We start from the raw sequence: 13,319 nt of genomic DNA on the forward strand, positions 1-13,319 counted from the left end.
GACCTTCGACGGGCTCAGGGGCCTTCGGCGGGCTCAGGGACCTTCGACGGGCTCAGGGACCTTCGACGGGCTCAGGGACCTTCGACGGGCAGGGGCCTTCGACGGGCAGGGGCCTTCGACGGGCTCAGGGGCCTTCGGCGGGCTCAGGGACCGGCGGCTATTTCGCGGAGACGGCCTCGCGAGGCTCGCGCAGCGTGCCGGCCATGCGCGCTGCCTGCGCGAGCGTGAGGTGCGGCAGATAGGAGCGGGCGAGGGCCACCGCGAGCGCGGGAAGAACGGTGGCCTCGGGGTACACCGCCCAGAGCGTGACGAACTCGGGCTGGAACTTTCGCTTGAAGTTCAGCAGTGAGCGGAAGCCGTAGGCGGGCTCGAGCAGCTCGCCGAACCGGTCGAGCACCCGTGTGATGGCCGCGCGCTCGCCGTCGTCTCCCGGTCGCGATGCCAGCGGCGACCCCGAGAGGCTGAGCCGTTCGAGGCCCTCCGCCTTCATGTGGTCGGCGGCCGCGCCGATGACGAACTCCATGATGCCGTTCATCGAGTCGGCGCGCCGGCGCATGAAGTCCAAGGTGTAGCCGCGGACCGCGCCCCCGTCGAACAGGGGCAGCCAGCTCGTGACCGCCTGGATGCGGCCCTCTTCGTTCCGGGCGAGCATCAGCCGCACCGCGGGATCGTTGAGCTGGTCGACCCCGCCGAGGGTGAACTCCATCTCGGGGAGGCTCTTGTCGGCGACCCAGGCCTCTGAGATCTCGCGGATCTGGGCGTGCTCGGCGATCGTCAGGTCGTGCCAGCTCGTCCAGGTCGCGGTGACGCCCTCACGGGCGGCGCGGTTCGTCGCGGTGCGGATGTCTTGCCGCTTCTTGCCCGCGGTGTTCCAGGTCGCCGGGTCGAGCAGCGCCTCTTCGGCGACCGGCATGCGCTGCCATCCGAGGTGGGCGTAGGGCGAGTCGTCGCCCTCCTCGACGCTGTAGAAGACGGGCGTCCACCCGTTGTCGCCGCAGAACTCCACGAACCCGGTCACCACCTCGGGCCGGCGCGCATCGGGGCCGAACGCCCCGCCGAGGGTCAGCGCCACCGAGCCGTGCACCCGGTAGGCGATCGCCGCATCGATGTCGGGCGAGAACCAGTAGGCGTTCCCCTCCCACGTGGTCATGAACGACAGGGTGTCGCCGCCTCCTCGTTCCAGCGTCAGGCGGGCGCGCGAGCGATCGGACGCGCCGCTGACCGTACCCGGATCGAGCACGAGCCGCGCTGTCGCGATGGCCGCCGCCAGCCAGAACAGCAATGGCGGGAGGTACCAGAAGGCTTGCGCCCACCCGCTCGAGGGCACGAACGTGAGGATGTCGGAGGGCAGCAGCGTCGGCGGCAGCAGCCGCAGCGGCAGCCCCACGAGCACCTTGCCGACGTCGAGGTTCGGCGTGTACCCGTCGGCAGCGGCCAGGCCGCCCACGAACGCCAGCAGCAGGTTGGCGGCGGCCGCGACACCGACGGTGACACCGAAGGTGCGCAGCGCTGCGGGAGTCGACGACGCCCGCACGTCGCGGCGGAACACGACGAGCACGATCGCCACGATCAACGGCACGAGCGCACCGATGAGGCTGCTCGAGAGCGTCTGCGCCACGTACTGCTGCGATTCGGTGTCGCGCAGTTGCGCGATCGCCGCCACCGTCTCGGGCTGGATGACCGAGAAGACGTAGAGCATGCCCGCGAACACGATGCCGTTGAACACCACGGCGATCCAGAGCGCGGCACGGCGCCCCTTCAGGATGCCCCAGGCAGCCAGCACGGCGACGAGGATCGGCAGGAGCGCGATGAACCCCGACGCGGGTTGCAGCTCGCGGAACACGTCGTACGTGTCAGGGCACGGCGCGGCCGTCGACCCGTAGGCGCACGTCTGACCGTCGATGAGGGTCACCGGGTCGTCGGAGAGGAAGCCGTAGATCGACAGCAGGCCGGCGCCGGTCTCAGAGAACGTGGCGATCACCGGGCCGACGGAGGTCACGAACGTCAGCGCCGCCAACAGCACCCGCGTCTCGTGGTGCGAACTCCGCACGATCCGGAAGCCGGACCGGCGCCCGCCGAGGGCGAAGCCGAGCCCGAGTCCGATGGGCAGGGCGAGGATCGAGAACAGGTCGTTCGCGGCACCCTCGTAAAGGAACAGCGTGACCGCCGTGAGCGAGGCCAGCAGGCGCGTGCGCCGCCGCCACAGGGCACCGGCGAACGAACTCGCCGCCATCGCCGTGCAGATCACCGCGGCCAGGGGCGAGAGGGTGTCGACGGCGGGGGTGTTCAACGGGAGGAAGCCGAGGTACCGGTCTTCGACGACGCCGACCCCCAACCCCAGGAACGACGCGGCCACCCCGCCCACGACGTAGGCGACGAGAGTGCGGATGCTTCCCATCGTCTTCTCTGCGGCACCCAGCACGATCAGGAGCACCGGGACGATCGCGATCAGCGCGGCGATGTCGGCGACGGCGAACAGCGATGTCACGGTTCCCCACCAGTGGCGCTGGAAGACGACCCCGGGTTCCTCCGCGTTGAGGACCTGCCACCCCCACCCCGAGGGGGTCAGGATGAAACCGGTGAGACTGAGCACCACGATCGCCGCCGTGATCAGCAACGTCACGGGTCGCGCTCGGCACCATCGGAGCACGAGCACTCCGGCCTGATTCGCATTCATCGTCGGCGTGCGCAGCATCCGACATTCCTTTCGTCACCGTTCCTGCCGCCGTGACTCTATCGGCGGTCCCTATGGACGGGCCGGTTCCATCCTGACGAGAGCGACAGCGGTGTCGCGGGCGGTGCGCCGCGCGGGGCGGGGGATCTACTCGGCGGCGACGACCGCGTCGCCCGACCAGACGAGGGCGCGTCCGCCGGACACGGCGAGAGCGAGCGGGCCGGCGGGGTCGGCCGCGGGGGCGCAGCCGAGCGGGGTGGCGGTGTCGAACCCGGCGCCCGACCACCGCGTCACGGCGACGCCGGCGCAGTCGTCGGCGGGGGAGGCCGTCACCACGGTGCCGCCGTCGATCGACAGCGCGACAGCGTCCGTCGCCCCGAGCGCCTGCCACGCGCGGTCGGAGCCGAGAACCGACACGGTGCCGGCGCACTCCACCGCGACCACGTCGCCGGCGGCGCGGAACGACCGCGGCTCGGCGCACGGGGCGGCGACATCGTCGCCGGGAAGCACGACGACGGCCCGATCGGCGAGGTCGAGGTAGCGCGATGCGGCGAGCACCTCGGGGTAGGGCTGCCAGAACTCGCCCTGCGTGAAGGTGCGGAGGGCCTGCACCTCGCAGGTGGCGCCCATGGCGGCGACCATCTCGGCCTCCGAACCCGCGAAGACGTCGAGCGAGGCGACCTGACCGATCCCGCGGTAGGCGGGGGTGACGTCCTGCCATGTGCGGCCCCCGTCGGCGGAGTGCTCGACGAGCGGGGCGGTGGTGCCGCAGTCACCGGCGGTGGCGCGCCACCACCCCTCCGAGCCGACGGCGAAGAACCGCGCCTCGGCTGCGGGGTAGGCGGCGCTCGCAGACGACGAGGGCGACGGCGACGGGGCCGCCGCGGTCGGGCTCGCCGAAGTGGTCGGGTCGACCTCGAAGGAGTAGTCCTGATCGGTCGTGGTCGCGTCGGTGGCCGTTGTCGGTTGCACGCTCCGCAGGGCGAGAACCACCAGCACGATCGTCGCCACGATCAGCAGGGCGACCAGCGTCCCCGCGATCCATTTCGCGGGGACGGGGTCGAGCCGTCGTCTGCGGGCCATCGTGCTCCGCGTCAGGGCAGCAGCTGGTCGTCGGACGACTCTGCCGCCGCGGTCTTGCGACCGCGCCGGGTGGGCTTCTCGGCGGGGGCGCCGTAGGTGCCGTAGGAGCCGTATCCGCCGTAGCCGTACCCGTAGCCATAGCCGTAGGAATCGGGGCCGCGCGTGGGGAGCATCGTCAGCACGACGCCGCCGACCTTCGATCCGACCGTTTCGAGCGCGTCGAGCGCACCGCTGAGCTGGTGGGTCGTGGTCTTGCCCGCCGCGACGATGAGGAGGGCCCCGGCGGTGAACTTCGACAGGACCGCAGCATCCGTCACCGGAAGCAGCGGCGGCGCGTCGCAGAGGACGACGTCGAACTCGTTGCCGAGGGCCTCGAGCAGCTGACCCATCTGCTTCGAGCCCAGCAGCTCGCTCGGGTTCGGCGGCACCTTGCCGGCCGGCAGCACGTAGAGCGGACGCTTGCCCCAGGGGAGCATCACGTCGGCGACGCGTGCGCGGCCGATCAGCACGTCGGTGAGGCCCGCGCCACCCTCGATGTTGAGGTACTCGGCGATCTTCGGCTTGCGCAGGTCGGTGTCGAGCAGCGCCACGCGCTTGCCGGCGTCGGCGAGGGCGACGGCGAGGTTGATGGTGGTGGTCGACTTGCCCTCGCTGGGGAGGCTGGAGGTGACGACGAAGATGTTGCCGCCGTCCATCTCGAGGAACTGCAGGTTGGTGCGCAGCGCACGGAAGGCTTCCGACCGCTGGTTGTGCGGGTCGGCCTCGAGGATGAGGGGCCGTTCCTTCGCCTTGGGGTCGAAGGGGATCGCGCCGATGAGCGGCCGATCGGTGAGGTTCTCGATGTCGCGGGGGTTGCGCACCTTGTTGTCGAGCACGGCGCGGAGCACCGCGATGCCGACGCCGAGCGCGAGGCCGACGAGACCGCCGAGCGCGAGGTTCAGCGGCACGTTCGGGCTGACCGGGGTGCGCGGGGCCTGCGCGTCGCGCACGCGGGTGAGCTTGACCGGGCTCACCTCCTGCCCGTCGCGGGTCTCGAGCGTCTCGACGGCGTTCGCCAGGCTCGCTCCGAGGGCGTTCGCGATGAGGGCCGCCCTGGCCGGGTCGGCGTCGGTCACCGTGATCTGCACGATCGTCGAATCGAGCCCGGAAGACGCGGTGACGCGACCGGCGAGCCCGTCGGCGTTCATGTTGAGGCCGAGCTCGGTGATGACGGGGTTGAGCACGAACGGCTCTTCCACCAGCTCGACGTAGGTCGCGATGCGCGCCTGGGTGAAGTTGGAGCCCTGCTGCAGCTCGGTGATCGTCGATCCGCCCTCGGTCGAGACGAACACGCCGCTCGTCGCCTCGAACTGGGGCGTGCGCGTAAGAGAGAATCCGGCAGCAACCGCGACGCCCACCAGGGTGGTGACCACGATCACGAGCCAGTTCTTACGCAGGATGCGAATGTAGTCGCTGAGCTCCATGGCACCTTTCCGGGGTTCAGTACGGGATCATCCTGCCACACCGGGTGTTTCCATTCGGTGACGGGGCGCTTTGTCCGTCACGGAGCGGGGGCTCAGCGGATGCGCGCGATCTGGATGCGGATCTCCCCGTCGGGCGCCGGGTGCGCGGCGAGCAGCGCGTCGGCCACCGCGCGCGCACTGTCGGCGCTGCGGGCGTCGAGCTTCGTCGCGATGCGCGCGTCGACGCGGAGTCCGTCGTTCGTCGCAACGATGGCCCGTTCCACATCGCCCGTCGCCGCGGCGATCAAGCGGGGAATCGAGGGCGGCGGGAACGCGTCGACCACTCCTTCGACGCCGAGGATGACCTCGGTGATCCGGTTGCTCTCGAGCGCGCTCATGACTCGTCCTCCGTGTTCGCGAAGCCGTGCACGTCTTCGATCGTCACGTTCACCGCGACGACGTTCAGGTCGGTGTGCTGCGCGAGCGCGTCGTACACGGCGGCGCGCAGCAGCGAGGTCGCGTCGAGCACCGACCGATCCCACCCGATCGTTCCCGTGATGTTCACCTCGACGGGGGCACCGGGCACCTCGGCGTCGCCGTCGAGGTCGACGCGTCCGATGTACAGGCCCTCGATCTCGTCTCCGACCGATCGCACCAGCGCGCGCACGGCGCCCTCGGTGATCGTGATCTGCACCCGGGGGTCGGGATGCTGCACGGGAAGGCTTCGACCGACGCGCATCTCCGAGCGCACGACGTCCATGATCCGGTCGAACCAGTTCGCCGGGGGAGGGGGGAGCTCGCTCGCCTCGCGCTCGAGAAGGCTGCGCGAGAGCATGCCGACCCGCTCCAGGGCGTCGAGCGCGTTCAAGCACTCCGGGCAGTTCTCGATGTCGGGGTCGTAGGGCAGTCGGTCCGCGGCGAGATAGTCGCTCAACTCATCGACGGTCTTGCCGCATTCCAGCGCGACGGGGTGGGCTTCGTTCATCGCCATCCCTCCATCTGGATCATGATGCTCGCCCGCGCACGGGACAGGTTTCCTCGAACGGTGCTGACAGGAAGAGACGTCTGTTCAGCGATCTCGTCGTAGCTGAAACCCCCGACCTCTCTCAGCAGCCAGGAGGTGCGTTGGGCCTCCGGAAGAGTCGCGAGCGCTTTCGAGAGTGCCGCGAGTCTAGCGTTGTGCACCGCGATGGCTTCGGGGTTCGTCGACTCCCGGGTGGGCACGTCGATCCCGTCGTCGAGCGCAGCATCCGTTCCCCTGCGGCGGATCAGCGCGAACGCCTCCCGGCTGGCGATCTTCATCAGCCACGCCTTGACGGCCGAGCCGTCGCGCAGCGTCGGCAGCTGCTTCCAGGCGGTCGAGAACGCCTCTTGCACGACGTCGTCGGCCTCCGACAGCGAGCCCACGATGCGGGAGGTGTAGGCACGCATGATCCCGCTGTGCCGACGCACGATCTCACCGAACGCCAGCTCGTCGCCGTCGCTGGCACGTTCGACCAGGATGCGGTCGGACAACCCGCTCAGCGAGGAGGCCGAACCCCCCGAACGTCGTGCCATGAAAACTCCGCCGAACTTTTTTGTGACGAATGAGGACCGCCGTGCCTCCTATTGACGAGCGACGCTAACGCGCAGCGAAGTCGGCTGGCAGTGGTTGCGTCCATTACTCGAAACAGCTAGGAGAAAATCGCATGGCTACTGAAGAGAAGAACACCACCTCCGTCACCCCCGCCACGGTGAGCCGCGTCGACCGCGTCGGCACCACCCCGGGCGAGGTCTCGACCGAATCGGGCGGCACCACCCGCATCGCCGAGAGCGTCGTGGCGAAGATCGCCGGCATCGCTGCGCGCGAGGTTCCCGGTGTGTTCGCCCTCGGCGGCGGCGGAGCCCGCGCCTTCGGCGCCATCCGCGACGCCATCAACCAGACCGACCTCACGCAGGGCGTCAAGGTCGAGGTCGGCGAGACCCAGGCCGCCGCAGACCTCACCATCGTCGTGGAGTACCCGCAGCCGATCCACCAGGTCGCCGCGAACGTGCGCACCGCCGTCGCCTCCGCCATCACGCGCCTCGCCGGCCTCGAGGTCGTCGAAGTGAACGTCGACGTCAACGACGTGCACCTCCCCGGTGACGACAACGACGACGACGACCAGAACGAGTCGCGCGTCGCATGAGCGCCACGATCTCCGGCGCCCTGATCGGCGCCGTGCTCGCCTTCGCCGCCCTCGTGTTCGGGTTCTGGGGATTCCTGCTCGTCGCCCTGTTCATGGGCATCGGCGCACTCCTCGGACGCGTCGCCTCGGGCAAGCTCGACGTACGCGGATTGGCGAACGCCTTCTCCGGACGACGGACGTCATGAGCATCGCAACGGTGTCCCGCGGCGGCAGCGGATCCGCCGCCGCGGGACAGAGCGAGACGGATGCTTCGGCCGCCGCCTCGACGGCGCTGCCCGGCCGCATCACCGTTGCCGACCGGGCGCTGCGCGCCGTCACCGAGCAGGCCAGTGCGCTGGCGTTCGGCGTCGGCCGCGACCAGGTATCCGTCGAGATCGGATCGGCTGCGGGTGGCCTCGCCCTGCGGGTGTCCGCTCCGCTTCCGATCCCCGACCTCGATGACACCGAATCCGTGCACGCGGGTGCGACCGTGATGGAGCGCATCCGCAGCATCCAGCAGAACCTCCGCCGCACCGTCGCCGACCTCACCGGTCGCGCCGTGACCCGCGTCGACGTCACCGTCACCGGGGCGGTCATCCCCACCAGAAGGAGAGTCCGATGAGCGATCGCGTCCTCGCTCGCGTCGCCCGACGCGAGACGCACTCGCCGCGCACGGTCGCCATGGCCGTCGCCGTGGTGCTCGTGATCCTCGCGCTGATCTACGTCGGCCTCGAGATCGTGCTCGACCTCCTGTCGCAGCCCGCGCTGCTGATCGCGCCGGCCGATGCGCTCGCGCAGCTGGCCGAGGTGCCCGGCCTCCAGCCGTCGGGCACCGTGATCGGCATCGGACTGATCGTCGCCGTCGTCGGACTCGTGTTCCTCGTGCTGTCCCTGACCCCGGGGCGGCTCTCGAAGCACCGCATGGACATCGGAGACCGCGCCGTCATCGTCGACAACGGCGTGCTCGCGGCCTCTCTCGCCCAGCGCATCAGCGACGAAGCGGGCATCCCGCGCGACCGCATCACGGTCGGCGTCGCCCACCGCGTCGTCGACGTCGTCGTCACCCCCGACGCCGGCCTGCCGATCGACGCCGCCCGCGTGCGACTCATCGCCGACGAGGAGATGGCGGGGTACCGCTTGACGCCCCCGGTGAAGACCGTCGTGAAGATCGCCGCACCCAAGGAGCAGGAGTTCAGCCGATGAACCAGACGAATCGTGCGCTCAACCGCATTCTGCTCTTCCTGATCGGACTCGTCTTCCTCGCCGTCGGCGCCGCGATGGTCGCCGCTGCCGCGACACCGGTGGTGGGCGACGTGTGGCGCAGCACCGCCGAGCAGGTCGAGTCGGGGCTCGTGGCCGCCGCGCAGGCGAGTCCCCTCGGTGCCGGCGATGTCTCGTGGGTCACGGTCGGAGCCCTCGCGGCCGTCGTCATCGTCATCGTGTTGCTGATCGTCGTGCTCTCCCGCCTCGGCGGCGGACGCAGCCGGTCAGTGCTGCAGTCGTCGATGGACGAGAACACCCTCGGCCGCGTCGTGGTGAAGGACTCGTTCGCCTCCGACGCCCTGACCCACTCGCTCGCCTCGCGCAGCGATGTGGTCAGCGCGAAGGTCACCGCCGCCGAGGTGAAGAAGGAGACGGTGCTGCACATCTCGGTCACTCCGCAGCGGAACACATCGCCGCGAGCGATCGCCGTGGAGGTCGACCGACTCGCCTCCAACCTCGCCGTGCTCACCGGCGAGGACATACCCACCTACGTGTCGATTCGAACGGGACTCCGAGCGCGCCTCGCGACGGAGCACCGAGAGTTGGCCTGACCCACCACCCCGGACCACCGGGACCACCACCCGGGGGAACCGGGCCACAACCGGGAAACCGGGATCACCAGAAGAGAGGAGCCCGACATGGGACTCGACGACAAGATCAAGAACGCCGCGGAAGACATCGCCGGCAAGGCGAAGGAAACCATCGGTAAGGCGACCAACAACGAGCGCCTCGAGGCCGAGGGCAAGGCCGACCAGGTGAAGGCCGACGCGAAGAAGGCCAGCGAAGACGTCAAGGACACCTTCAAGTAAGCCAGCGTTCCCTCGAATGCCCCGACCCCGCGGTCGGGGCATTCGTGCGTGTGCGGCGAGACGCGGGCTTTCGGCCCAGGCGCGGGCATCGGGCGCGGCCATGCCCGCGCGCGGGCCGAAAGCCCGCGCCTCGGGGCAGGGGCGGATGCTGTCGCACCATGGTTTACACAGCGGACACACAGGCGGAGAGCGGCGGAAACGGCCAACCGCCACGATGACAGGACACCGGGCACCAGACCCGGCTCGCTCGGTCTCCGATCGGGCGCTCCTCGCTCCACACCCGTGACGGGCGCGTCTTCGGCGTGCCCGCTCCCCGAGAGGAAATCCGTGGCAACCGCTCATCGCACCTCCGCAGCATCCCGTCTCTCCCGACGACTCGTCGTCGGGCTGATCGCCACCGCGCTCGTCGGCGCCGGCACGATCGCGACCGCGCCCGTCGCCGTGGCAGCGGCGGACGAACCCGCCGACAAGCCCAAGATCGTGGTCGTCGCCACCGGCGGCACCCTCGCGGGCAAGGCCGCGGGCCGCGACACCTACACGAACTACCGCGCCGGCACGTACCCGATGAGCGATCTGGTCGCCGTGCTGCAGCCCGAAGTCTCGGCCTTCGCCGACGTCGAGGTCGTGCAGTTCGGCAACTCCGGCTCGGGGGGCTACACCTTCCCGCAGTACCACGACCTCACGATCGCCGTCGAGGATGCCCTGAGAGACGCCGACGGCGTGGTCGTGACCACCGGCACCGACACGATGGAAGAGTTCGCCTACTGGCTCGACCTCACCGTGCAGAGCAAGAAGCCCGTCGTGATCACCGGCGCGATGCGCCCGTGGGCCGCCGGTGACACGGCGTCGGACTCGATGGTGCTCGGCACCGACGGCCCTGCCAACCTGCTGCAGTCGATCCGACTCGCAGCCAGCCAGGAGACGTTCTGCTTCGGCACCGTGCTGTCGCTCAACGACGAGGTGCACGCCGCCCGCGACGTGACGAAGACGAACTCGACCCGCAACGACACCTTCGCCACCCGCCTGTCGGGCATGCTCGGCTGGATCGATGGCTCCGACGTGGTCATCAACCGTGCGCCCGCCCGCGTGCTCGACTGCGAGACGAACGACTGGTTCACACCGTTCGACCTGCGCGCCGTCTCGCGCGACGCCTACCCGCGCGTGGAGATCTTCTACAACGCGCAGGCGGCCGGCGGCGAGTCGATCTCGGCGTGGGCGGCCGCGGGCGTGAAGGGCGTCGTCACCGCAGGAACGGGTGCCGGCGGAATCTCCGGTGCCGCGGGCCAGGCCCGTACGGCCGCCGCGCGCGACCAGGGCGTCTGGTTCGTCAGCACCACGCGCACCGGCAGTGGTTCGGTCAGCGGCGGCTCGGGCAACATCATCCCCGGCGGCGACCTGCTGCCTCAGAAGGCCCGCATCCTGCTCATCCTCAGCAGGGCCTTCACCGGCGATGTCGAGCAGGCGCGCACGTGGTTCTCGACCCTCGGCGCGCCGACGTTCGACTCGTCGGCACTCGCCGACGTGGTGAGCCCGACCCCGGTGGCCGAGCCCGAGCCCACGGTCGAGCCGACACCCGAGCCGTCGCCGTCGGAGTCGGCAGGAACCGGTGCGGGCGACCCCCCAGCATCCGCATCGCCTGTCCCGTCGGCCAGCGAGACGCCGGCCGCCGTGGTCGGAGCCCTGCCCTTCACCGGCGGCGGCGCACCGGGCCTCGCCGCACTCGTCGCCGGCCTGGCGCTGGCGCTCGGCGTGGTGCTGTACTGGCAGCACCAGCGGCGCCTCTCGGCGCAGCGGGGTCTGATCCACTGATCCGAACCTCCCCCGGGCATCCGTGCCCCGGGGGAGGGGCAGGCGCCCGCGCCTCGGGGCAGGGGCGCGCACTACCTCAAAACCGCGCGCTTCGCCAGCATCCCTCGCGCTGAGGCCGCTCCACGTACGGTGGAATCACCTTTCGGGAGACACCCGGATCGAAGACGGAGGGAGCCCACATGGGACTCGACGACAAGATCAAGAACGCCGCCCAGGACATCGCCGGTAAGGCGAAGGAAGCGACCGGCAAGGCGTCCGACAACGAGCGCCTCGAGGCCGAGGGCAAGGGCGACCAGACGTCCGCCAACGTCAAGCAGGCCGGCGAGAACGTCAAGGATGCTTTCAAGTAAAGCTCGTCTCTCACCGAAACGCCCCGCGCCGATGGCCGGGGCGTTTCGCTGTTTCCGGGGGAGTCGGTCGGTCCGATAGTGTGCGGGAATGCCCGTGCCGGGGCGATCGTGGATTCGCGCGGCTCCGGGGGGAAGCACCATGGCGGACGGGATAGGCGACTCGGCAACGAAAGAACGCTGGACACGGTTCCTGCGAATGCAGTCTCCGGTGGCCGTGTCGGTGGTGATGCTCGTCGCGCTCGTGCTGATCCTGGGCGTCGACGTCGCCCGTCCTCGGTTGCTGGCGATCGGCACGGCGATCATCCTTGCCGTCTCGGTCGCCTCGCTGGTGCTCCCCTGGCATCGGGTGCCGGCCGTCGCGCAGGCGACGATGCCGATCCTCGACATGGTCGGTGTCGCGGTCCTAGCTGCTGCGCTGTCGGGCACCATCGACACCGTGGGCGTGCTCGTGGTGTTCCCCGCCGTCTGGCTGGGAGTGGTCTTCGGGGCCGGCGGTGCCGTCGTCGGTATCGTCGGGGCTTTCGCGGCGTCGGCGGTCACGGTGCTGGCGGCACCCGTCGAGCAGCACGCGGCGCAGTGGGCAGCGGCCTCCATCGTGTTCATCATCGTCGGGGTGATCGTCTGGGCGGCGACGGTGACCGTCACCGCCGCGCGGGCGGCTCACGCCGCGAACGAAGCCGCCGTCGTCGACGCCGAGCGCGCGAGTGCGGCCCTCAGATCGTTCTTCGAGCGTGTCGATGCCGGTCTTCTCTATCTCGATGAGCGGGGCAAGGTGGTGTTATTCAACACCGCGATCGTCGGCTTCGGTGAGCTCGCGCGGCACGGCGCGGGCGACGTCGCCGGATCACGCGTGTTCGCCGCCGATCAAGTCACGCCGCTGCCACCCGACGACCAGCCGCTGGCGAGAATGACGCGCGGTGAGAGCTTCGCCGACTTCCTCTACTGGGTCGGACCCCGCGGCGGGCAGCGCGCGCTCGTCGCCAACGGCCGGTCCATCGAACGTGCCGACGGGAGAGCGGCCGGGGCGATCCTCGTCGTGCAGGACGTCACCGAGATCCTGCGCTCGAACCGTGCCCGTGAAGACGCCCTCGCGACGCTCGCCCATGAGCTGCGCACCCCGCTGACGTCGATCGTCGGCTACAGCGAGCTGCTGCTCGCCGACGACCTGGGCGTCGCAGCATCCGCCCGTGTCGAGATCATCTCGCGCAACGCGGAGCACCTGCTGTCGCTCTCCGCCTCGTTCCTGGACGACCTGCACGGCGAGGTTCCTCTGGTGCGCGAGCGCCTCCCGCTCGGCCGCGTCGTCGATGACGCGCTCGAGGTGATGGACGCCGCCCCGGGTTTCAAGGATCGGGAGGTGATCCTCGACGTCGCGCCCGAACTCTGGGTGCTGGCCGATCCCCGCAGCATCGCGGAGGTGCTGCTCAACCTGCTCGGCAACGCCGTGAAGTTCTCCCGCCCGGGCGGCCGCATCTCGATCACGAGCGGCGAGGACGACGCGTTCGTGTGGCTGGACGTGAGCAATTCCGGCTCGCGCATCGACCGCGAAGACCTCGAGCGCATCTTCGACCGCTTCTACCGCGGCGGCAACGCGCAGCGGGGTGCCGTCGCGGGCACGGGTCTCGGGCTCGCCGTGAGCCGCCCGATCGTCGCGGCGCACGGCGGCACGCTGACCGCCGAAGACGTCGACGAGGGCGCGTCGTTCCGGCTGTGCCTCCCGCGCTACTGAGCCGCGCTCGCGG

The 13,319-nt window shown here is 70.2% G+C and carries 15 protein-coding genes; 9 read left to right on the top strand and 6 right to left on the bottom strand.

Annotation, left to right across the window (positions count from 1 at the left end):
* Positions 1 to 157: 157 nt before the first annotated feature.
* The 6 genes from DEA06_RS13670 to DEA06_RS13695 all read right to left on the bottom strand — a co-directional run bounded on the left by DEA06_RS13670 (position 158) and on the right by DEA06_RS13695 (position 6,756).
* On the bottom strand, positions 158 to 2,695 hold the full coding sequence (locus DEA06_RS13670) for a rhomboid family intramembrane serine protease (protein WP_116648568.1): 2,538 nt from the start codon (positions 2,693 to 2,695) through the stop codon (positions 158 to 160).
* A 126-nt stretch (positions 2,696 to 2,821) separates the two neighbouring features.
* The gene (locus DEA06_RS16615) at positions 2,822 to 3,757 is read right to left on the bottom strand and encodes a hypothetical protein (protein ID WP_165818015.1); all 936 of its coding nucleotides are present in this window, start codon (positions 3,755 to 3,757) and stop codon (positions 2,822 to 2,824) included.
* Between the two features lie 11 nt (positions 3,758 to 3,768).
* Positions 3,769 to 5,220, bottom strand: a complete 1,452-nt coding sequence (locus tag DEA06_RS13680) for a polysaccharide biosynthesis tyrosine autokinase (RefSeq protein ID WP_116648569.1) — start codon at positions 5,218 to 5,220, stop codon at positions 3,769 to 3,771.
* Between the two features lie 92 nt (positions 5,221 to 5,312).
* Positions 5,313 to 5,597, bottom strand: a complete 285-nt coding sequence (locus DEA06_RS13685; protein ID WP_116648570.1) for a hypothetical protein — start codon at positions 5,595 to 5,597, stop codon at positions 5,313 to 5,315.
* Positions 5,594 to 6,184 (bottom strand): Asp23/Gls24 family envelope stress response protein, encoded by a 591-nt coding sequence (locus tag DEA06_RS13690; RefSeq protein ID WP_240606960.1) that lies wholly within the window; start codon positions 6,182 to 6,184, stop codon positions 5,594 to 5,596. The genes DEA06_RS13685 and DEA06_RS13690 overlap by 4 nt, the downstream gene beginning before the upstream one ends.
* Positions 6,181 to 6,756: an RNA polymerase sigma factor gene (locus tag DEA06_RS13695; protein WP_116648572.1), complete on the bottom strand. Its 576-nt coding sequence runs from the start codon at positions 6,754 to 6,756 to the stop codon at positions 6,181 to 6,183. The genes DEA06_RS13690 and DEA06_RS13695 overlap by 4 nt, the downstream gene beginning before the upstream one ends.
* 131 nt (positions 6,757 to 6,887) lie before the next feature.
* Here DEA06_RS13695 and DEA06_RS13700 point away from each other — a divergent pair, with 131 nt between their 5' ends.
* From DEA06_RS13700 to DEA06_RS13740, 9 genes are all read left to right on the top strand, one after another.
* Positions 6,888 to 7,367 carry an Asp23/Gls24 family envelope stress response protein gene (locus tag DEA06_RS13700; RefSeq protein WP_116648573.1) on the top strand — a complete coding sequence of 160 codons (480 nt, stop codon included), beginning with the start codon at positions 6,888 to 6,890 and terminating at the stop codon, positions 7,365 to 7,367.
* Positions 7,364 to 7,552, top strand: coding sequence for a DUF2273 domain-containing protein (locus DEA06_RS13705; RefSeq protein ID WP_116648574.1), 189 nt, complete (start codon positions 7,364 to 7,366; stop codon positions 7,550 to 7,552). Before DEA06_RS13700 ends, DEA06_RS13705 begins: the two co-directional genes overlap by 4 nt.
* The gene (locus tag DEA06_RS13710; RefSeq protein WP_116648575.1) at positions 7,549 to 7,968 is read left to right on the top strand and encodes an NTP pyrophosphohydrolase; all 420 of its coding nucleotides are present in this window, start codon (positions 7,549 to 7,551) and stop codon (positions 7,966 to 7,968) included. Before DEA06_RS13705 ends, DEA06_RS13710 begins: the two co-directional genes overlap by 4 nt.
* Entirely contained in the window at positions 7,965 to 8,549 is a 585-nt protein-coding gene (locus DEA06_RS13715; RefSeq protein WP_116648576.1) for a DNA/RNA endonuclease G, read from the top strand. Before DEA06_RS13710 ends, DEA06_RS13715 begins: the two co-directional genes overlap by 4 nt.
* Positions 8,546 to 9,160 carry a hypothetical protein gene (locus tag DEA06_RS13720; protein ID WP_116648577.1) on the top strand — a complete coding sequence of 205 codons (615 nt, stop codon included), beginning with the start codon at positions 8,546 to 8,548 and terminating at the stop codon, positions 9,158 to 9,160. The genes DEA06_RS13715 and DEA06_RS13720 overlap by 4 nt, the downstream gene beginning before the upstream one ends.
* 87 nt (positions 9,161 to 9,247) lie before the next feature.
* A complete protein-coding gene (locus tag DEA06_RS13725) occupies positions 9,248 to 9,418 on the top strand; it encodes a CsbD family protein (RefSeq protein WP_116648578.1) in 171 nt (56 codons plus the stop codon).
* A 327-nt stretch (positions 9,419 to 9,745) separates the two neighbouring features.
* Positions 9,746 to 11,227 (top strand): asparaginase domain-containing protein, encoded by a 1,482-nt coding sequence (locus DEA06_RS13730; protein WP_205781289.1) that lies wholly within the window; start codon positions 9,746 to 9,748, stop codon positions 11,225 to 11,227.
* Between the two features lie 179 nt (positions 11,228 to 11,406).
* Complete coding sequence (locus DEA06_RS13735) at positions 11,407 to 11,577, top strand: CsbD family protein (RefSeq protein ID WP_116648579.1); 171 nt, start codon at positions 11,407 to 11,409, stop codon at positions 11,575 to 11,577.
* Between the two features lie 196 nt (positions 11,578 to 11,773).
* On the top strand, positions 11,774 to 13,306 hold the full coding sequence (locus DEA06_RS13740; RefSeq protein WP_165818016.1) for a PAS domain-containing sensor histidine kinase: 1,533 nt from the start codon (positions 11,774 to 11,776) through the stop codon (positions 13,304 to 13,306).
* The last annotated feature ends 13 nt before the right edge of the window (positions 13,307 to 13,319 follow it).

It is taken from the genome of Microbacterium sp. Gd 4-13 (assembly GCF_003095395.1).
In the GTDB taxonomy this organism is placed as follows: domain Bacteria; phylum Actinomycetota; class Actinomycetes; order Actinomycetales; family Microbacteriaceae; genus Microbacterium.

Bases quoted from the DNA above. Each gene is read 5' to 3' on its own strand.
- DEA06_RS13735 (WP_116648579.1), top strand. From the start codon at position 11,407: ATGGGACTCGACGACAAGATCAAGAACGCCGCCCAGGACATCGCCGGT.
- DEA06_RS13720 (WP_116648577.1), top strand. From the start codon at position 8,546: ATGAACCAGACGAATCGTGCGCTCAACCGCATTCTGCTCTTCCTGATC.
- DEA06_RS13685 (WP_116648570.1), bottom strand. From the start codon at position 5,597: ATGAGCGCGCTCGAGAGCAACCGGATCACCGAGGTCATCCTCGGCGTC.
- DEA06_RS13700 (WP_116648573.1), top strand. From the start codon at position 6,888: ATGGCTACTGAAGAGAAGAACACCACCTCCGTCACCCCCGCCACGGTG.
- DEA06_RS13725 (WP_116648578.1), top strand. From the start codon at position 9,248: ATGGGACTCGACGACAAGATCAAGAACGCCGCGGAAGACATCGCCGGC.
- DEA06_RS16615 (WP_165818015.1), bottom strand. From the start codon at position 3,757: ATGGCCCGCAGACGACGGCTCGACCCCGTCCCCGCGAAATGGATCGCG.
- DEA06_RS13710 (WP_116648575.1), top strand. From the start codon at position 7,549: ATGAGCATCGCAACGGTGTCCCGCGGCGGCAGCGGATCCGCCGCCGCG.
- DEA06_RS13705 (WP_116648574.1), top strand. From the start codon at position 7,364: ATGAGCGCCACGATCTCCGGCGCCCTGATCGGCGCCGTGCTCGCCTTC.
- DEA06_RS13690 (WP_240606960.1), bottom strand. From the start codon at position 6,184: ATGAACGAAGCCCACCCCGTCGCGCTGGAATGCGGCAAGACCGTCGAT.
- DEA06_RS13670 (WP_116648568.1), bottom strand. From the start codon at position 2,695: ATGCTGCGCACGCCGACGATGAATGCGAATCAGGCCGGAGTGCTCGTG.
- DEA06_RS13740 (WP_165818016.1), top strand. From the start codon at position 11,774: ATGCAGTCTCCGGTGGCCGTGTCGGTGGTGATGCTCGTCGCGCTCGTG.
- DEA06_RS13680 (WP_116648569.1), bottom strand. From the start codon at position 5,220: ATGGAGCTCAGCGACTACATTCGCATCCTGCGTAAGAACTGGCTCGTG.
- DEA06_RS13695 (WP_116648572.1), bottom strand. From the start codon at position 6,756: ATGGCACGACGTTCGGGGGGTTCGGCCTCCTCGCTGAGCGGGTTGTCC.
- DEA06_RS13715 (WP_116648576.1), top strand. From the start codon at position 7,965: ATGAGCGATCGCGTCCTCGCTCGCGTCGCCCGACGCGAGACGCACTCG.